General features: G+C 73.8%; 17 protein-coding genes. 7 read left to right on the top strand and 10 right to left on the bottom strand.

Translation table 11 applies throughout. The annotated features are described in order from the left end of the window. Window positions 1–55: 55 nt before the first annotated feature. Together HD601_RS18420 and HD601_RS18415 are read right to left on the bottom strand one after the other, a co-directional pair. Complete coding sequence (locus tag HD601_RS18420; protein WP_184824281.1) at window positions 56–973, bottom strand: hypothetical protein; 918 nt, start codon at window positions 971–973, stop codon at window positions 56–58. Next, complete coding sequence (locus HD601_RS18415; protein WP_184824280.1) at window positions 970–1491, bottom strand: SigE family RNA polymerase sigma factor; 522 nt, start codon at window positions 1489–1491, stop codon at window positions 970–972. Before HD601_RS18415 ends, HD601_RS18420 begins: the two co-directional genes overlap by 4 nt. 243 nt (window positions 1492–1734) lie before the next feature. Here HD601_RS18415 and HD601_RS18410 point away from each other — a divergent pair, with 243 nt between their 5' ends. The 6 genes from HD601_RS18410 to HD601_RS18385 all read left to right on the top strand — a co-directional run bounded on the left by HD601_RS18410 (window position 1735) and on the right by HD601_RS18385 (window position 8224). After that, entirely contained in the window at window positions 1735–3891 is a 2157-nt protein-coding gene (locus HD601_RS18410; protein WP_221441088.1) for an MMPL family transporter, read from the top strand. 68 nt (window positions 3892–3959) lie between these two features. Further along, window positions 3960–5534, top strand: coding sequence for a phytoene desaturase family protein (locus HD601_RS18405; protein WP_184824277.1), 1575 nt, complete (start codon window positions 3960–3962; stop codon window positions 5532–5534). Further along, on the top strand, window positions 5531–6268 hold the full coding sequence (locus tag HD601_RS18400) for a tetratricopeptide repeat protein (RefSeq protein WP_184824275.1): 738 nt from the start codon (window positions 5531–5533) through the stop codon (window positions 6266–6268). Before HD601_RS18405 ends, HD601_RS18400 begins: the two co-directional genes overlap by 4 nt. 168 nt (window positions 6269–6436) lie before the next feature. Further along, window positions 6437–6928, top strand: coding sequence for a hypothetical protein (locus HD601_RS18395; RefSeq protein ID WP_184824273.1), 492 nt, complete (start codon window positions 6437–6439; stop codon window positions 6926–6928). Continuing rightward, complete coding sequence (locus HD601_RS18390) at window positions 6918–7601, top strand: cytochrome b/b6 domain-containing protein (RefSeq protein WP_184824271.1); 684 nt, start codon at window positions 6918–6920, stop codon at window positions 7599–7601. The genes HD601_RS18395 and HD601_RS18390 overlap by 11 nt, the downstream gene beginning before the upstream one ends. Window positions 7602–7657: 56 nt before the next feature. Continuing rightward, entirely contained in the window at window positions 7658–8224 is a 567-nt protein-coding gene (locus HD601_RS18385; protein ID WP_184824269.1) for an Ig-like domain-containing protein, read from the top strand. Here HD601_RS18385 and HD601_RS18380 read toward each other — a convergent pair. Further along, window positions 8194–8982, bottom strand: a complete 789-nt coding sequence (locus HD601_RS18380) for an aminotransferase class IV family protein (protein WP_184824267.1) — start codon at window positions 8980–8982, stop codon at window positions 8194–8196. The genes HD601_RS18385 and HD601_RS18380 overlap by 31 nt on opposite strands. A 95-nt stretch (window positions 8983–9077) precedes the next feature. On the opposite strand from HD601_RS18380, the gene HD601_RS18375 reads away from it, so the two are divergent. Next, the gene (locus HD601_RS18375) at window positions 9078–10181 is read left to right on the top strand and encodes a class I SAM-dependent methyltransferase (RefSeq protein WP_184824265.1); all 1104 of its coding nucleotides are present in this window, start codon (window positions 9078–9080) and stop codon (window positions 10179–10181) included. Here the strand turns inward: HD601_RS18375 and HD601_RS18370 are convergent. The 7 genes from HD601_RS18370 to HD601_RS18340 all read right to left on the bottom strand — a co-directional run bounded on the left by HD601_RS18370 (window position 10136) and on the right by HD601_RS18340 (window position 18835). Further along, window positions 10136–10951: an oxygenase MpaB family protein gene (locus HD601_RS18370; RefSeq protein WP_184824263.1), complete on the bottom strand. Its 816-nt coding sequence runs from the start codon at window positions 10949–10951 to the stop codon at window positions 10136–10138. The genes HD601_RS18375 and HD601_RS18370 overlap by 46 nt on opposite strands. Continuing rightward, complete coding sequence (locus tag HD601_RS18365) at window positions 10948–11634, bottom strand: class I SAM-dependent methyltransferase (protein ID WP_184824261.1); 687 nt, start codon at window positions 11632–11634, stop codon at window positions 10948–10950. Before HD601_RS18365 ends, HD601_RS18370 begins: the two co-directional genes overlap by 4 nt. Window positions 11635–11770: 136 nt before the next feature. After that, entirely contained in the window at window positions 11771–12277 is a 507-nt protein-coding gene (locus tag HD601_RS18360; protein WP_184824259.1) for a TetR/AcrR family transcriptional regulator, read from the bottom strand. 123 nt (window positions 12278–12400) lie between these two features. Continuing rightward, a complete protein-coding gene (locus tag HD601_RS18355) occupies window positions 12401–14953 on the bottom strand; it encodes an amidase (protein WP_184824257.1) in 2553 nt (850 codons plus the stop codon). 104 nt (window positions 14954–15057) lie between these two features. After that, window positions 15058–17328 carry a molybdopterin cofactor-binding domain-containing protein gene (locus HD601_RS18350; RefSeq protein WP_184824255.1) on the bottom strand — a complete coding sequence of 757 codons (2271 nt, stop codon included), beginning with the start codon at window positions 17326–17328 and terminating at the stop codon, window positions 15058–15060. Continuing rightward, a complete protein-coding gene (locus HD601_RS18345) occupies window positions 17325–18320 on the bottom strand; it encodes an FAD binding domain-containing protein (protein WP_184824253.1) in 996 nt (331 codons plus the stop codon). Before HD601_RS18345 ends, HD601_RS18350 begins: the two co-directional genes overlap by 4 nt. After that, window positions 18317–18835 (bottom strand): 2Fe-2S iron-sulfur cluster-binding protein, encoded by a 519-nt coding sequence (locus HD601_RS18340; protein WP_184824251.1) that lies wholly within the window; start codon window positions 18833–18835, stop codon window positions 18317–18319. The genes HD601_RS18345 and HD601_RS18340 overlap by 4 nt, the downstream gene beginning before the upstream one ends. Window positions 18836–18843 lie beyond the last annotated feature (8 nt).

Genomic DNA, 18843 nt, shown 5'->3' with positions numbered 1-18843 from the left:
CCTACGCCATGAGCGTGGGGCAGCCGGCACCGTGTCGTTGTGGGGGAGTAGCGGCCTAGTCGACCGGCGTCGTCGAGGTGCCCTCCGGGCCGACGGTCTCCGGCCAGGTGCCGAAGGGGTCGTCCTCGGCGGCTTCGGCGGGATCGACCAGCAGGCCGGGGTCGGTGACGAACGCGATCGCCTGCTCCAGCGTGATGCCCACCTCGGACACCGGCGTGACGCTGTTGTTGCCGAAGAGGCTGCTCACGCCGATGCCGACCATCGACCCGTCGGCACGCTCGTACACCACGCCGAACTGCAGGGTCGACTCGGAGTTCGGCCCGGCCACCAGGACCGTCTCGTCGGTGCCCGGCACGGGCTGCTCCTCGCAGCCGTCGTCGGGCCCCGAGCAGCCGAAGCTCCCGCCGAACTGGGCGCGGGCGTACTCGTCGGCGGTCGCGTAGCCGGGCGAGGTCACGGCCACCTGGACCAGGCCCAGCCCGTCCTCGCCCGGAACCGTCCAGCCGAGCTTGGTGCCCACCTCGAAGGCGTCCTCGAACCCGCCGCCGGTGAGTCCGGTGCTCTCGGCGTCCAGGTGCTCGTGCGCCGGGTCGAGGTGCTCGACCGCGGTGTCCAGCAGCAGCTGCCGGGTGACCGGGAATCCCAGCTCGTGGTCCACAGGCGGCGCCTCGGGCGGGGCGGTCGCGGTCGTGCTGGGCACGGCGGGCGCCTCGACGGCGGCCGGTCCGTCGCCGCTGCCGGCCACGTTCAGGTCGCTCTGCGCCGCCGGGCCGAAGCCGGGCAGCAGCAGCGCCACGCCCACCCCGGCCGCGGCCACGCCCAGCGCGCCGCCGCCCAGGGTCGCGATGCGACGGCGGCGCAGGTGCCGCCGTCCCCGCTCCAGGTCGTCCGTCGCGGTGGAGGCCATCGGCGGCTCGCCCGCGAACCCCAGGCGTTCCAGCCGCGTGCGCAGCAGCTCGTCGTGCTCGGTCATCTCGATCGCCTCTCGGTCGTCGTCACGTCATCGGTCGACAGGGAGGCCCGCAGGTGCGCCATGGCCCGCGCGGTCTGGCTCTTCACCGTGCCCGTGGTGCAACCGAGGTCGTCGGCCGCCTCCTCCACGGACAACCCGACCCAGTAGCGCAGCACGATGGTCGCGCGCTGCCGCTCGGGCAGGGTCTTGAGCGCGGCGACGAGGGCGTCGCTGTCCTCGAACGAGAGCCTCTCGGGCTCGGCGGCGTCGACACCGTCGAGTCCGATGCGCTCGCGCCGCCACGGCCGGCGCCGCTCGTCGAGGTGCGCCCGCACGATGATCCGGCGGACGTACGCGTCCTCGGCGCCGTCGGTGTGGATCCGGGGCCAGGCCGCGTACAGCTTGATCAGCGCGGTCTGGACCAGGTCCTCGGCGGCGTGCCAGTCTCCGCACACGAGGTAGGCGACGCGGCGCAGGTAGCCGCGCCGGGCATCGACGTACGCCACGAACTCGTCAGCTCGCGCTTGACGTCTACTCACACCGTCTCCCTCGTGCGGTCTCTCATCCTGTCACCCCCTAGACGGAGCCCGCGGGCATCCGGTTGTCGCCGTCGGCGGACGAACCCGAAGAGACAGCGGGGGGATAGCCCCACCCCGGGCCGGTACCTGGCACCAATGTGGGCGCGGCCGAGCGCGAGAAGCATGGGTGGCGACCTGTTGATCACCCGCTCGGAGGGCCGTCCGGTGTCTCACACCACCAGCTCCCGCTACTCCCGACCACCCGTGACCGTCCGCATCGCGCGCTGGAGCGCGACCCACCCCGGCCGCGCGATCGGCGGCTGGTTCGCCTTCGTGGTGCTGTGCCTGGCCGCGATGAGCGTCGCCGGCATCCAGCAGGCCAGCCAGCTCGACCTCGGCATCGGCGAGTCAGGCCGGGCCGACCGCATGCTCGACGAGGGCGGCCTCGAGTCGCCGATCACCGAGAACGTGCTCATCAGCCCGGCCGGCGCCGACGCCGACTCGGCGGCGGCGGAGATCACCGGTCGGATGGCCGCCCTGCCCGAGGTCGACGCCGTCGGCGACCCCGTGACCTCGCCCGACGGCGCCGCCGTCACCGTCCCCGTCACCATGACCGGCGACGAGGAGCAGGCCGAGGAGGACGTGCAGGCGCTCCTCGACGTCACCGCCGGCGTGCAGGAGCAGTACCCGGACCTGCGGGTCGAGCAGGCCGGCGAGGCGTCGGTCATGAAGGGCTTCTTCGCGCTGCTCGAGGAGGACCTCGGCACCATCGCGATGCTCAGCCTGCCGATCACGCTGATCGTGCTGCTCGTGGCGTTCGGCGCGATCCTGGCCGCAGGCGTCCCCGTCCTGCTGGCGATCTCGTCGGTCGGGTCGGCCATCGGGTTGTACGCGCTGGCGTCCTACGCGGTGCCCGACGGCGGCACCGTCACCCACCTGGTGCTGCTGATCGGCATGGCGGTCGGCGTCGACTACTCGCTGTTCTACCTGCGCCGCGAGCGCGAGGAACGGGCCAAGGGCCGCGGCACGCTGGAGGCCGTGGAGATCGCGGCCGCCACCTCGGGCCACTCCGTCGTGGTGTCCGGGCTGGCCGTCGCCGTGTCGATGGCCGGGCTCTACCTGGCCGCGGACGTCAACTTCGCCTCGATGGCCACCGGCGCGATCCTCGTCGTCGCCATCGCCGTCATCGGGTCGCTGACGGTGCTGCCGGCGCTGCTCGCGAAGCTCGGCCACCGCATCGACCGGCCGCGGGTCCCGGTGCTGTGGCGGCTGACGAACCAGCAGCGGCCGCCGCGGTTCTGGCCGGCCGTCCTGCGCCCGGCGCTGCGCCACCCCGTCGCCACGCTGGTCGTCTCCGTCGTCGCGCTGCTCGCGCTGGCGGCGCCCGCCCTGAACCTGAAGCTGGCCAACCCCGACGAGGCCGCGTTCCCGCGCAGCCTGCCGGTCATGCAGAGCTACGACCGGCTGGTCGAGGCGTTCCCGAGCACCGGCGCCGCGCACACCGTCGTCGTCGAGGCACCGGCGGGGGAGGCCGACGGCGTCCGCACGGCCCTGGAGGACCTGGCCGCCCGCACCGGCGATGACGAGAACTTCGCCCACGACCAGGAGCCGGTTATCGCGCAGTCCGACGACGGCCGGTTCAGCTCCCTGACCGTCGGCGTTCCGTTCGGCCCGGACACCGAGGAGGCCGCGCACTCGCTGGACGTGCTGCGCGGCGAGCTGATCCCGGCGACGCTCGGCGCGCTGCCCGGCGCGACGACGGCTGTGACGGGCGATGTCGCGGGCGGCGTCGACTACAACGACAACCTGGCCGCGAAGCTGCCGTGGATCATCGCGTTCGTGCTCGGACTGGCCTTCGTCATGATGACCGTGACGTTCCGCTCCGTCGTCGTCGGCCTCACCACCGTGTTCGTCAACCTGCTGTCGACGGTGGCGGCGTTCGGCGTGCTGGCGCTGGTGTTCCAGTACTCGTGGGCCGAGGGGCTGCTGGACTTCACGTCGACGGGGTCCGTGGTGGTCTGGATCCCGCTGTTCCTGTTCGTGATCCTGTTCGGCCTGTCGATGGACTACCACGTGTTCGTCGTCAGCCGGATCCGGGAGGCCGCCGACCGCGGGCTGCCGATCCGGGCCGCCGTCCGCGAGGGCATCACCAGCTCGGCCGGCACCGTCACCAGCGCGGCGCTCGTCATGGTTGCGGTCTTCGGGCTGTTCGCGGCCATGCGGGTCATCGAGATGAAGCAGATGGGCGTCGGGCTCGCCGTCGCCGTGCTCATCGACGCGGTAGTGATCCGGGCGGTCGTGCTGCCGTCGCTGATGGCGCTGCTCGGCAACGCGAACTGGTGGGCGCCGCGGTGGCTGCGGAGGTCGCCGGCGCCGGTCGCGGCGGCCGGGCCCGAGCACGAGCTGACGCGAGTGCCCTGATGCTCTGGCTGACGGCGGTCCCGGGCAGGGGTGGCACCGGTGCCGGGGTTCGCGTGAGGATGGCCGGCATGGCTGACGATCTCTCGACGCTGCAGGCCCGGTACGACGCCGTGGTGGTGGGCGGCGGGCACAACGGGCTCACCGCCGCCGCCTACCTCGCCCGGGCCGGGCGCAGCGTCCTGGTCCTGGAACGCCTCGACCACGTCGGGGGAGCGGCCGTCTCGGAGCGGCCGTTCCCCGGCGTCGACGCCCGGCTGTCGCGCTACTCCTACCTGGTGTCGCTGCTGCCGCGGCAGATCGTCGACGAGCTGTCGCTGCCGATCACGCTGCGGCGGCGCCGGTACTCGTCGTACACGCCGGTGGGCGACGGCGGCCTCCTGGTCGACACCGGCTCGGAGGAGGCGACGAGGGCCTCGTTCGCTTCGCTCGGCGCGGCCGCCGACCACGAGGCGTGGTCGCGGTTCTACGCGATGACCGGCGAGGTGGCCCGTCGCCTGGCGCCGACGCTGACGGAGCCGCTGCTGCCGGCGGCCGAGGTCCGATCACTGGTGGGACCGGAGGCGTGGACGGCGCTGTTCTCGGAGCCGATCGGCGCCGAGGTGCGCGACACCTTCGCCGACGACACCGTCCGCGGCGTCGTCCTGACCGACGCGCTGATCGGCACCTTCGCCGCCGTCGACGAGCCGTCGCTGCGGCAGAACCGGTGCTTCCTGTACCACGTCATCGGCAACGGGACCGGCGACTGGGACGTCCCGGTCGGCGGCATGGGCGCGGTCAGCGGGGCGCTGCGCGACGCCGCGGTCGCCGCAGGTGCCACCGTCGTCACCCGGGCGACGGTGACCGCCGTCGATCCCGCCGCGGGCGAGGTGGAGTTCACCGACGGCGACGGCGCCGGCCGGCGGGTGGGCGCGGGGCACGTCATGGCCGGCTGCGCGCCGTCGACGCTGGCCCGCCTGCTGGGCCAGGCGCCGTCGTCGCCGTCGTCGCCCTGGGACGAGCCCGAGGGCGCGCAGCTGAAGATCAACCTGGTGCTGACCCGGCTGCCACGGCTGCGGTCGTCCGTCGACCCGGCCGCGGCGTTCAGCGGCACCTTCCACGTCAACGAGTCGCTGACGCAGCTCGAGGCGGCATACGCGCAGGCCGCGGCGGGTTCGGTGCCGGACCTGCCGCCGTGCGAGATCTACTGCCACTCGCTGACCGACCCGTCCATCCTGGGACCCTCGCTGCGCGAGGCCGGCGCGCACACGATCACGCTGTTCGGTCTGCACCTGCCGGCCCGGCTGTTCCGCGCCGACAACGAGGGGACGCGCACGGCGGCCGTGAAGGCGACGCTGGCCTCGCTGAACTCGGTGCTCGCCGAACCGATCGAGGACTGCCTCGCGGTCGACGCCGACGGCCGGCCCTGCCTGGACGCGCGCACCCCCGTCGACCTCGAGTCGTCGGTCGGGCTGCCGGGCGGGCACATCTTCCACCGCGACCTGTCCTGGCCGTTCGCCGAGTCGCCGGACGAGGTGGGCCGCTGGGGCGTCGAGACGGCGCACCCGCGGGTGCTGCTCTGCGGCGCGGGCGCCCGGCGCGGCGGGGGAGTCAGCGGCATCCCCGGCCGCGCGGCCGCGATGGCCTTGCTGGATGCGGCCCGATGACGACGGCCGGGGCGCCGGCGTTGCCGGTGGGCGCCGATCCGGTTCTGGAGGCGGCTTTCGTCACCGGCGACTTCGACGCGGCCGACCGGGCACTGGCGGACCGGCTGGCCGTGGCCCGGGGCGCGGGGGAGCGGGGCGCCGAGGCGGCGCTGCTGCACTGGCAGGCGATGGCGCTGCACTACCGGGCGATCGATGCCGGCCTGTCGTCATTGGCGCCGGAGACCATCGAGGCAGAGGAGGCGTTGTTCACCGAGGCGCTGGGGCTGCGCCGGTCGATCGACGACCGCGCCGGGGTGGCGGAGTCGCTGTTCGGCCTCGGGCTGGTGCACCAGGTGCTGCGCGGCGACTGGGACGCGGCCGAGCCGTACTTCTTCGAAGCGCTCACCGAGGCCGACGAGCACGCCGACCTGCTCACGCGGTCCGAGACGCACCGGCACGTGGGCTTCTTCCATCTCGTGGTCACCGACCGCCACGATGTCGCCGTCGGGCACCTACGGCACTCGCTCGCACTGCGGCAGGAGCTCGGCGATCCGCGGCTGCTCGCGACGGCGTCACTGGCGCTCGGGCAGGCTCTGCTCGTGGCCGGGGAGCGGTCCGAGGGCGTGGCGGTGTTGCGGGAGTCGGTGGAGCAGGCGGGGTCGGGGCGGCTGCGGCCTCTGTGGGCGACGATGACGGCGGACTGGCTGCGGCGCGCGGAGGCGGGGGAGACGCCGTCGTTCGCGCGTACAGCGTGACAATGTAGATGAGTTCCCGGAGGGACGTGGGGCGATTCCTTCCGGGATACCCGCACGTCTTTCCATACGTACCGGGCACGGAAATGGATTGATCCGACCCGAAATCAATCCGGCCGGGCCGTGGACGCGTATCGCCAGGAGTACGCAGATCCACGGAACGGAGACACCATGTTCAGGTCATCGCTGCTGTCCAGCGTCGCGTTCGTCCTCGTCCTCGCAGCGTGTGGGGGTGATGACGACGCCAGTACGACCTCCGGAGGGGGCGACGGGCCCTCGGTCGAGATCGTCGAACCGGCCGACGGCGCGGAGCTGGGCGTGCCCTTCACGCTCGTCGTCGATTCCAGCGAGGAACTCGGGACCACCGACACCGGGAACCACCACGTCCACGTCTATTTCGACGGTGACGACAGCTCCTATGAGGTGATCGAATCCGGCAACGGTGAGGAACACGAGATCACGGCCGACTCGTCGGCACTCGAGGGGGTGGAGCCCGGCGAGCACACGCTGAACATCTCGCTGCGCAACGCCGATCACTCCGCCGCGGGGGCCGAGGCCGAGGTCACCGTGACCGTGGGGGAGGGCGGCAGGTCCGGCTCCGGGTCCTCGGACGACGAGGACGACGAGAGCGACGACGAGCAGCCGCCCGGCTATGACTACTGAGGACGGCGAGCGGAGCCGGAGCGTCGAGCGGAACAACGCCCGCACCCGCTGGCTGCACGCCGCCGTCTACGTGACGGTGCTGGTGCTGCTGCTGACCGGCTGGTGGCTGACGCTCGGTCAGGAGGGCCGTCCGAGCCCGCTGGCCGAGCTCACCCGGGCGGCGGACGCCGAGATCCACACGATGGCCGGTTGGGTGTTCGCGGGCGTCGCGCTGCTCGGTATCGTCGCCGGGTGGCGGGCCGCGCGGACCCTGCTGACCGACTCCGTGCGGTTCCGGCGCACCGACCTGCGCTGGTTCGCCCGCTGGCCGCGGGCCGTGGTCACCGGGCGGTTCGGCCGCCACGAGGGCCATTTCGACCCCGGTCAGCGGGTGGCGAACCTCGTCATGATCGTGCTGCTGCTGGTGCTGATCGTCTGCGGGATCGGGCTGTGGGCGGTGTCGGGCGGGCCCGCGTTCGTCTGGTTCAACCGGATCCACCGGTGGGCGACGTACCTGTTCACGCCCGTGATCGCCGGGCACGTCCTGATCGCGGCCGGTGTGCTGCCCGGCTATCGCGGCGTCTGGCGGGCGATGCACCTGGGCGGCCGCCTGCGCCGCCGGGACGCCGAGCGGGTCTGGCCGGCCTGGCTCGAGCGCATCGACGGTGATCGGCGGCGCCCGCCCGATCGCTGACTTCCCGGTTCGGGGGTAGCGTCGTGATCACGCGGAGCCTCGGAATGGGGGCGATCATGTCCAGGTCCGTGCTGCTGTCCAGCATCGCGCTCGTCCTCGGCCTCGTCGCCTGCGGCAGCGACGACGATGAGCCGAGCACCACGACCGACGGGGGCACCGGCGAGCCCACGGTCCAGATCGTCCGGCCCGCCGACGGCGCCGAGCTGACCCTGCCGTTCACTCTCGTCGTCGACTCCAGCGAGGAGCTCGGCTCCGACAGTCACCACGTGCGGCTCTACGTCGACGGCGACAACGGCACCTTCGAGACGATCGAGGCCGGCAACGGCGAGGAGTACGAGGTCACCGCCGACTCGGCGGCGCTCGCCGGAATCGACTCGGGCGAGCACACCCTGAACGTCTCGCTGCGCAACCCCGACGAGTCCGACGCGGGCGCCCAGGCGGAGGTCGCCGTGATCATCCGCCTGGGCGGCGGCCCCACGGAGGATGACGACGATGACGACGACCCGGGCGACGACGACGGGGATGACGACGGGGATGACGACACCGGTGACGACGACGGGGACGATTCCGATGACGACGGGGACGACGACGGTCAGGGTGCGGTGAGCGGCTCGACCCCGTAGACCTCGTGCAGCAGGGCGACGAACTCCGGCGCGGCCGGCAGGGCGGCCTCGCCGATGCGGTGCACCGCGATCCCCGGCGTCCACGAGTTCATGACGACGGCGCCGGTGAGGCCCACCAGATCACCGGGGCGGACTTCGGCGTCGCGCTGCGGCACCCCGCGGGCGGCCAGCTGCCGGCGCAGGATCCCCATCGTGATGCCGCCGAGCACGTCGGCGACCGGCCATACGACGGCCGAGCCGTCCCAGAAGGCGAGGTTCCAGATCGACGCCTCGCTGAGCCGGCCCTGCCGGTCCACGAAGGCGGCGTCGTCGAAGCCCACGGCCGCGGCGGTGCGCAGGACGTGGGTCTTGGCGACCTCGCCGACGTGCTTGACGGCGGGCAGGTAGCGCTCGTGCTCGACGACGGCGAGCGCGAGCGGGCTGTCCGGGCCGGTCAACGGCGGGCCGGTGCGCACCAGCAGGTCCAGGGCGCCGTCGGCCGCCGTGAACTCGCCGGCCGCGGAGTACACCGTCGCCATCAGGGAGACGTCCGCCGGTCCGGCCGCCAGCGCCGTCCGCAGGTGGGTGCGGACGACGTCGTCAGGAAGGGCGGTGCCGAACAGCTCCAGCGAGGCGGTGCGCAGCCGCTCGAGGTGCAGGTCGAGGCCGCGGATCCGCCGGTCGCGGACCTGGGCGGCGGTGAAGTGGGCGTAGCCGGCGAAGGCCAGTGGCGCGAGGTCGTCGGCCGTCGCGGCGCGCCCGTTGCGATGCACGATCATGCGCCGACCGTAAGGGTTCACACCGGTGTCAGGGTCAAGTCCTTCTCGGCGCCCGGCGGCGGGTCTACGCTGCGAGCAAGGGGGAGGGGGCAGCCATGACCACGTCCTTCACACCGGGGGAGCTCGACGATGACAGGGTCGGGGCGTTCGCCGAGCGGCTCTTCGGCCTGTACACCGACGGCCTGCTGACGCTGATGATCGACGTCGGCCAGCGCACCGGCCTGTTCTCGGCGCTCGCCGCCGGTCCGGGCACCAGCGCGGAGCTGGCCGCGCGGGCCGGACTCGAGGAGCGCTACGTGCGTGAGTGCCTGGGCGCGCTCACCACCGCCGGCATCGTCGACTACGCCGCGGACGGAGGCGTCTACACGCTGCCGGCCGAGCACGCCGTCTGCCTCACCGGCGGCGGTTCCACCGACCTGGCGCCGATGAGCGCAGTCGTCACCCTGCTCGCCCGGCAGGTCGGGCCGCTCGCGCAGGTGTTCCGCGACGGCGGCGGCATCCCGTACGAGGCGTACCGGCCCGAGTTCACCACCGTCATGGACGGCATGTCGCGCGGGCTCTTCGACGACCAGCTCATCACCGGCATCGTCGAGCCGGCCGGGCTGGCCCCCACGCTGACCGCCGGTGTCGCCGTCGCCGACATCGGCTGCGGCACCGGGCACAGCACGAACCTGCTGGCCAGGACGTATCCGCGGTCGACGTTCGTCGGCTACGACCTGGCCGGCGACGCCCTGGACCACGGCCGCGCCGAGGCCGACGGCTGGGGGCTGGACAACGTGACGTTCGAGCCGCTGGACCTCGTCGACCTGCCGTCCGACCCGCCGCTGGACGTGGTCGTCGCGTTCGACGTCGTGCACGACCAGGCCGACCCCGCCACCGTCCTGCGGCGCGTCCACGACGCGCTCGGGCCCGGCGGCGTCTTCGTCATGATGGACACCAAGGCGTCCAGCCGCCTCGAGGACAACGTCGGCAACCCGTTCGCGCCGCTGCTCTACGCCGTCAGCACGCTGCACTGCCTGACGGTGTCGCTCGCGCGCGACGGCGCCGGGCTGGGCACCGTGTGGGGCGAGCAGACCGCCCGCCGCATGCTCGCCGACGCCGGCTTCACCGACGTCACCGTCCGGGACGTGCCCGACGACCCGCTGGACTCGGTCTACGTGGCCCGCACGGCGTCCGCGCGGGCCATGGCCTCGCGGTAGATCGGGCCCTCGCGCACCGGCAGCGCGTTGATGACCCCGCGCAGCCCGATGACGGTGAGCGAGGCGGCGATGTCCGTGGTCGGGAACCCGGGCATGCGGTAGAGCCGACGGGCCCAGCGCGGCAGCAGCGCGAACGCCGTCGTCGCGAGGCCCAGCCAGGCCGGCCGCCCGACGGCGACCACCTTCGTGGGCATGGGCGGCACGGTGAGGAAGCGGGCGACGTCGCGGGCCTCGGCGGTGAACCGGAGCTCGGGCCGGAGGTCGCGGTAGAACTCCTCGACGGCGGCCGCGCTGGCGGGGACCGTCGCGGGGTCGAGGCCGACCAGGGCGGCGGCGCGGGTCTGCTCCGCGTAGTAGCGGTCGATGTCCTCGTCGGTCAGCCCGATGCGAGCCCGCCGCGCCGTCGACACGAACGACTCGACCTCGGTGACGTGCACCCAGCGCAGCAGGTGCGGGTCGTCGACGCGGAACTCCTCGCCGGTGGCGGGGTCGTGGGCGCGCAGGCGGTCGTGGATGCGCCGTACCCGCAGCCCGGCCTTCTCGGCCTGCTCGGAGGTGCCGTAGACGACGGTGCCGACGTACTCGGCGGTGCGCATGAGCCGCGGCCAGCAGTTGCGGCGGATGTCGCCGTTCTGCACGACGCCGGCGACGGCGCGCGGGTGCAGCGCCTGCAGGTAGAGCGCGCGGATCCCGGCCAGCCACAGCACCGGCTCGCGGTGCACCCGCCAGCTCACGCTGTCCGGGCCGAACAGGCCGAGATCGTCGCTCATGGTTCCTCGCTCCCTCGATGGAACTCCGCGCGCCACCGGTACCAGGGCGGGACGGCGTCCAGGTGTTCGACGGCGACGGTGTGCAGGCCGTCCTGGGCGAACGCGTTCACCTCGGCGCGGGTGAGCGGCCAGGGCGGGCCCCCGTGGGCGTCGCCGCCCGGGTGCGTCTCGGGTGCTGCCGTCGCGATGACCAGCAGCGTCCCGCCTGGTGCGACGAAGCCGGCCACGGACGCCGTCGCGGGCGGATGGAACGGCGGCGGCATCGACTGCACCGTCATGATCTCGACGACCAGGTCGAACGCGTGCCGCCACTCGTCCGGCGGCGTCAGCAGGTCGGCGACGCGGTAGTCGACGGGGGAGCCGGGGAAGCGCTCGCGGGCGGCCGCGACGGCACTGGGGGCGACGTCGAACGCCGTGGTCTGCGCGCCGTGGTGCGCGAGGAGCTCGGCGTCGAACCCGGGGCCGAACCCGACGACCAGGGCGCGAGCGCCGGTTCGAATGCGCTCGCCGTCGCCGATCCAGTCGAGGAGCAGCGGATGCGGCGCGCCGCGGTCCCACGGGACGACGGCGGAACCGTCGGCCGCGGCGGCGTAGAGGTGCTCGAACCAGCCGGTGGGGTCGTCGGCCGCCAGCGACACCGCGGCCAGGCGCCGGGCGTCCGCGTCGGGATCCTCCGTGCTCATCCCTTCCCACCATAGTCGCGCGGGCTCGGGCCGCTTGGCTCGGCCGGCGGCCCGCTCGGCTCGGCTGGCCGCCCCTGCCATGTCCGTTTCGTCCCGGTTCCCGGCATGGCCGGCCGTGCCAAGGCATCGGTTGGCGTCAACCGGCGGCGACCGCGCGGCGCACCAGCTCGAGCAGCCGGGCCTGCTGGGCGGGGGAGTCCGCCGTCAGGGCGACGCCGCGGACCAGCGCGAGCAGGTCGGCGACGGCGACGTCGGTCCGGGCCGCGCCGTCACCGCGGGCCGCGGCCAGCAGCTCGGCCGCCGTCGCGTGAACGGCGCCGTACCAGTCGCCGTCGGCGGCGAGCGCGAGATCCTTCGTGTGCGTGAGGTGCGTGGCGAGCGCCCGCAGCCACCCGTGCAGCGCGTCGGCCGGCGGCTCCTGCTCGCGCAGCAGCTCCGCGTAGTCACGCAGGGCCGTCAACTCGTCGGCGTAGACGGCGGTCAGCAGGTCGCGGCGGGTGGGGAAGTGACGGTAGAGGGTCGCGTTGCCGACCCCGGCCCGGCGGGCGATGTCGTCCAGCGGCGCCTCGGGGCCGAGCTCGGCGAACACCTTGGCGGCCGCCGTCACCAGTGCCTCGCGGTTGCGCCGCCCGTCCGCCCGCATACCCCGTCCGTCCGTCGATGTGGGGAGCCCCCCGGTTGAACCGGAGGACTCCCCACATATGCTCTCACCCGGACGACCCTACCGCGTGTCATCGATGTCAGAACAGGTGTGTCATCGATGACATCAGCCGTCGTTCTCACGCTGCGACAGCCCGGTGCCCGCGCCGAAGGAGAAGCGTAGTCCGGCTGCCGCCGGAGCCCTGCCCGGAACGAGCGGCGAGATCTCCGGAACGGCGTGCGGGCGGGCGTTCGGCCGGTACTCCAGCGCGGGCGCGTCGTCGGGCACCTGCTGGCCCTGGGCCTGCTGCTCCAGGGCATAGCCCATGCCGAGGATCGCCGCGTCGTCCCAGGCCCGGCCGACCAGCTGCATCGAGATCGAGTAGCCGTGCGGGTTGGTGCCGACCGGCACGACCACCGTCGGCAGCCCGACGTTCGAGGTCAGCACGCCGGTGCCGCGGTCGGCCGTGAGCTGGTTCCCGGCCGCGTCGTTGTTGTACATGTCGCTGATGAAGCCCGGGTACACGACGGCGTCGACGTCGGCCGCGTCCATCCAGCCGGCGATGACCTGCTTGTAGGTGGCCCGGTAGGCCAGCCAGGCGTCGACCTGCTCCGGCGTCATCCGCGGGGTGTCGCGCAGCGCCCGCTGGTTGTAGGGGAGCACCAGGGGTGAGGCCAGCAGCGCGTCGCCGTCGGGATAGGGGAAGTCGTCGTGCAGCTCGATGTAGCGCGCCCAGCCCTCCTCGCTGCGGCTGCCGCCCGGCGACGATCCACCGCTCGGCGGCGGCGTGAGCTCGACCATCGTCGCGCCGGCCGCCTCGAGGTCGGCGAAGTGCTCCATCACGGCCGCACCCGTGCCGTCGTCGGCGTACCCGGAGACGAACGAGGCCGGCAGGTAACCGATCCGCATCCCGTCCAGGGCGCCGGCGTCGAGGTGCGCCGTCCAGTCGGCCGGCCGGCGCGCGTCCGCCTGCGCCGTCAGCGGGTCCAGCGGGTCGGTGCCCGTCGTGGCGTTGAGCAGGTGCGCGAGGTCCGTGACGGACCGTGCGATGGGGCCGCCGTAGTCCTGCGCCCAGGTCAGCGGCATGATGCCGCGCAGGCTCGCCATGCCGTCGGTGCCGCGGAACGTCGTCAGGCTGTTGCCGGTCGACGGCGCGTAGAGCGACACGCCGGTCTGGCTGCCCAGCGCGCCCGCCGCCATGCTGGTCGCGACGGCGACGGCGGACCCGCCGCTGGAGCCGAACGAGGTCTTCGACGGGTAGAGCGCGTTCCACACCTGGCCCCAGCCGCTCTCGCTGTAGCCGCCGGAGTTGGCGAACTCGCTCAGGTTGGCCTTGCCGATGATGACGGCGCCGGCCGCCCGCAGGCGCTCCACCTGGTAGGCGTCGGTCTCGGGCTGCCAGCCCTCGAGTGCCAGGGTGCCGCCGGTGGTCGGCATGTCCTTGGTGTCGTAGAGGTCCTTGATCGCGAGCGGGATGCCCAGCAACTCGCCCGTGGCGCCGCGCGCCCGGGCCCGGTCCGCGGCACGGGCCTGCTGCATGGCGTCCTCGGCGACGTGGATGAACGCGTGGTAGCCGAGCGGGCCGCCGTCGTAGACCGCGATCCGGTCCAGGTAGGCGCGGGTGATCTCGGCCGACGTCGTGACACCGGCGTCGAGGTCGCGCAGCATCTGGTCGATCGAGGTGTTGACGACGTCGTAGGACGAGGTCGTGTAGGCGGGCACCTGCGGGCCGGCCGACGGCGTCGCCAGCACCGGCGCCGACGGGCAGCGGGCGACGCCGAGCGCCGAGGCGTCCCAGTTCTGCAGCGTGCAGCGCTCCAGCGTGGTCAGGCCGGAGAGGTCGGGCGTGGCCGCCAACGCCGTGAGCTGCGCGGCCGCCGCGGTCTGGGAGCCGGCGCCGGTCGCGCCCACCGTCACGAACCGGGCCAGCGACCGGGTCTCGCGGGGCGCGACGGTGAAGGTGCTGACGTAACCCTGGAAGTTCGCCTCGTGCCCGGTCGTCGCCATGGGCGTGTCGAACGGGTCGCGCTGCTGGTTGCCGGTGCGGTCCAGCGTGCCGGGCGCCCCGGGGGAGCCGAGCACGACGCCGACCGGGCGCTGCGCGGCGTTCGGGGTGGCGGCCAGCGTCCACGCATCCTGCCGGTCGACGACCGCGTCGCCACTGGACGTCGACCGGATGGCGCCCTGACTCTGGGCCGCGCCGAAGCCCAGCGATCCGCCGAACGAGACCTCGACGGTGACCGGCTTGCGCCCGGTGTTGGTGAAGGTGTCGAAGAACCGCGCCCACGCGTCGGCGCCGTCGACCGTCACCTCGCGGGTGATCCGCACGTCGCCGAGCTGCACCGACCGCGTCGGCTCGAACGTGTCGACACCGTCGAAGGTGAGGCCGAAGCCGCGCATCATCTCGCCGTTGAGCCGCGGTTCTTCCGCGCCCGCTGGAATGGACACCCGGACGAAGATGTTGCCGAACCCCTCGACAGGCGAGTTGCTGACGGCGCGGATGCTGCCGGTGTCCAGCCCCGGCGGGGACGCGTCGTGGATCTGCCACGTCGCGCCGTTGCCGGCCGGAACGCTGGTGACGGCTCCCGTGGGGGCCGCGGGCAGCAGGACGGCCGTGGTCAGCGCCGCGGCGGCACATCCCGCCGCGACCGCCCGGCCCCTCGACACGCTTCTCGGCATCGGGTCCCTCTCTGGTGGATCGAAGATCACCTGTGCAAACGGTGAAACCTCACCATCGGGACATTGCGGACGCGTTTCCTCGCGGTGCCGCGGGTGTAGCCGCGTCAGGAACCGGCGGGCCGGGGGAGCACCGCGTCGAGGGTGATCGGCAGTTCCGTCACCCGGCTGCCCGTCGCGTGCCAGATCGCGTTCGCGACCGCCGCCCCGGCGCCCGTGATCCCGACCTCACCCGCACCGAGGATGCCCAGCGGCGTCTGCGGATCCGGGTGGTCGAGCAGGTGCACCTCGATCGGCGGGACGTCGGCGTGGACCGGCACGTGGTACTCGGTGAGGCTCGGGTTCATGATGCGGCCGCGGCGCGGATCGACCAGCGTGGCCTCGGTCAGTGCGAGGCCGATGCCCATGACGACGCCACCGCGGATCTGGCTGGCGGCCGTCTTGGCGTTGATGACGCGGCCGATGTCGTAGGCGCCGACCCACCGGGTGACCCGGACCTCGCCGGTGTCGGCGTCGACGCGCACCTCGCACAGCTGTGCGCCCGCGGCGGCCTTGAGCCAGCGCCGTTGGTCGCGCATCAGCTTCACGGTATCGCGCAGCCCGGACCAGGTCGCGGCGAGGCCGGACCGCGGGCCCAGCTCGACCGTCACCTCGTCGCGCCCGGAACGGCGCACGATCTCGGTGTAGCGCTCGTGGGCGCTCCGGCCGTCGCCGAACGCCCCGCCGTCCGTCCGCCGGCCGAGCCGGTCCAGTGTCGCGACCAGCCGGCGGCTCGCGACGTCGACACTCGCCGCGATGCTGGCCGACTGGCCGCTGCCGCCCGCCCCCGGCCCCGTCGGCAACGAGGTGTCGCCGTAGCGGACCTCGACGGCGGGCAGCGGCACGTCCAGGCGGTCGGCGACCAGCTGCGCCACGGCCGTCGGCGCGCCCATGCCCAGCTCGTGGAAGGCGCACTCCAGCGTCACCGTCCCGGTGGCGGCCACGGACAACCGCAGGTGGGCCGGGAACTGCCAGGCCGGGTGGAACGCCGTCGCCGCGCCCCAGCCGACCAGCCACCGCCCGTCGCGCATCGAGCGCGGGGCCACCGGCCGGTCCGCCCATCCGAACGCCGATGTCGCGACGTCGAACGCCTCGAGGATGCGGCGCTGCGAGAACTCCTTCCCGTCGATCGGCCCGCGCGACGGCGCCAGGTTGCGGCGGCGCAGCTCGATCGGGTCGAGACCGGTCGACGCGGCCAGCATGTCGAGCGCCGACTCCAGCGCGAACGTGCCGTTGGCCTCGCCCGGCGCGCGCATCACCTGGTTCGGCAGCAGGTCCATGCTGACCAGCTGCGTGCCCAGCCGCATCGCCGACGCGTCGTAGAGGTCGTGCGAGCAGGAGACCACCTGCTCGGCCGCGCCGCCGACGGCGCCCTTGCGCAGCTGGGCGGTGTGGATCAGCGCGGTGAGCCGGCCGTCGTCGCCGGCGCTCAGCGCGACCCGCTGGATCGAGGGACTGCGCCCGCCCACGGTCCGGTAGACGCCCTCGCGGGTGAGCTGCAGCCGCACCGGCCGGCCGGTCTCGCGGGCGGCCAGCGCGGCCAGCACGGTGTGCGCCCACACCATGGTCCGGCCGCCGAACGCGCCGCCGACGTGCTCGCTGATGACCCGCACCTGGCCGGGCGCGAGCCCGAAGGTGCGCGCGAGGTGCCGTTTCACCCAGTCGACGTTCTGCGAGCCATCCCACACGGTGACCTGCGCGTCGCGTCCCGACCCGGTCCACACGACGGTGCAGCCGTGCGGCTCGAGCGCGTTGTGGTTCTGCGGCGGCGTGACGAACGTGGCGTCGACCCGGTGTGCCGCCTGGGCCAGGGCGGCCTCGGCGTCGCCCTTGCTGCCGCCCAATGGCGGGCCGATCGGCATGGGCCGCTGTGGTGCGCCCCCGGCGGCGACGGCGGGGAAGTCGACGACGGGGTCGGGCGCGGCCTCGTACTCGGCGCGCACGAGCGCGGCGGCCTCATGGGCCGCCTCCAGGGACTCGGCGACGACGACGGCGATCGGCTCGCCGTCATAGTGCACCTCGTCGTCGAGCAGGTAGCCGGACGAGACACCCGGCGCGAGCGAGGCGAGGTTGAGCGGGTTGAGCCGGCCGGGGCGCCGCATGGCCGGCCGGTCGCGGTAGGTCAGGACCGCGAGCACGCCGGGGACCCGCGCGGCGGCCTCGACGTCGAGCACGGTGATGCGGCCGCGGGCCACCGTGGCGTGCGCGAGCGCCGCGTGGACGATGCCCTCGACGTCGACGTCCGTGGAGTAGGTGGCCCGGCCGCTGGTCTTCACCGCGCCGTCGCGGCGGTCGACCGGTGCCCCGAGGACGCCGGTCGCGTTCGTCGTGTCAGTCACGCCGCACCGCCCTCGTCCCGCAGCCGGCGCAGGACCGCCGGGACGGTGCGCCGGACCAGATCGATCTTGAACGCGCTGTCGCGAGTTCCGTGCGCGCCGGCCAGTTCGGCGTCGACGGCGGCGGCGAAGGACTCGTCGGTGGCCGGCGCCCCGGTCAGGGCCGCCTCCAGCCGGGTCGCGCGCCAGGGCCGGGCCGCGACGCCGCCAAGGGCGACCCGCGCCGCGCGCACGGCGCCGTCGTCGACGTCCAGCGCGGCGGCGACCGAGACCAGCGCGAACGCGTACGAGGCGCGGTCGCGGACCTTTCGGTACCGCGACGTCCGGGCCACCGGCGACGGCGGCAGCTCGACGGCCGTGACCAGCTCACCCGGGCGCAGCACGGTCTCGAGGTCCGGCCGGTCGCCGGGGAGCAGGTGGAACTCCGTCAGCGGCACCCGCCGCGCGCCGTCCGGTCCGAGCAGGTGCACGACGGCGTCGAACGCGGCCAGCGCCACGCACAGGTCCGACGGGTGCACAGCCACGCAGTGCTCCGACGCGCCCAGGATCGCGCCCATGCGCGAGAACCCGTCGCGCGCGTCGCAGCCGGCGCCCGGCGTGCGCTTGTTGCACGCCGACGCGGTGTCGTAGAAGTACAGGCAGCGGGTGCGTTGCAGCAGGTTGCCACCGACGGTGGCGAGGTTGCGCAGCTGCCCGCTGGCGCCTGCCAGCACCGCCTGCGCGAGCGCCGGGTACGCCGTTCGCACCCGGTGATCCCGGGCGAGGTCGGTGTTGCGCACGCCCGCACCCACCAGGAGGCCGCCGTCCGCCGTCGCCTCGATGCCGTCGAGCCCGGCCCGGGTGACGTCGACCAGGAAGTCCGGGTCCTCGACGCCCTCGCGCCACAGGTCGACGAGGTTCGTCCCGCCGGCCAGGTACCGCGCGCCCGGGTGCTCGCCTGCGAGGCGGACCGCGTCGTCGCCGGAGGTGGCCCTGGCGTAGCCGATGTCCCTCATGGCCGGCCGGCCGTCTCGGCGATCGCCTCGACGATGCCGTTGTAGGCGCCGCAGCGGCACAGGTTGCCGCTCATGCGCTCGCGGATCTCCTCGCGGCTCAGGGGGAGGGGCGCGTCCGGCCCGACCCGGTCGCTGACGTGGCTGGGCAGCCCCGCCGCGTGCTCGGCGAGCATGCCCAGAGCGGAGCAGATCTGCCCCGACGTGCAGTACCCACACTGGTACCCGTCGTGGCGGACCATCGCGTCCTGCAGCGGGTGCCGGCCGCCGGCACCGTCGCCGACACCCTCGACGGTCGTGACGTCGGCGCCGTCGTGCTGCACCGCGAGCGTCAGGCACGAGAGCACCCGCCGGCCGTCGACGAGCACGGTGCAGGCGCCGCAGCCGCCTTGGTCGCAGCCCTTGCGGGTGCCGGTGAGTCCGAGCCGTTCGCGCAGCGCGTCCAGCAGACTGGTCCTGGCCGGGAGCGCCAGATGGTGGGTCGTTCCGTTGACCCGCAACGACACGTCGGTAGCCATGGCCTCGA

The sequence above is a fragment of the Jiangella mangrovi genome (assembly GCF_014204975.1).
Classification (GTDB): domain Bacteria; phylum Actinomycetota; class Actinomycetes; order Jiangellales; family Jiangellaceae; genus Jiangella; species Jiangella mangrovi.
This window is presented reverse-complemented; position numbering and strand designations above follow the sequence as displayed.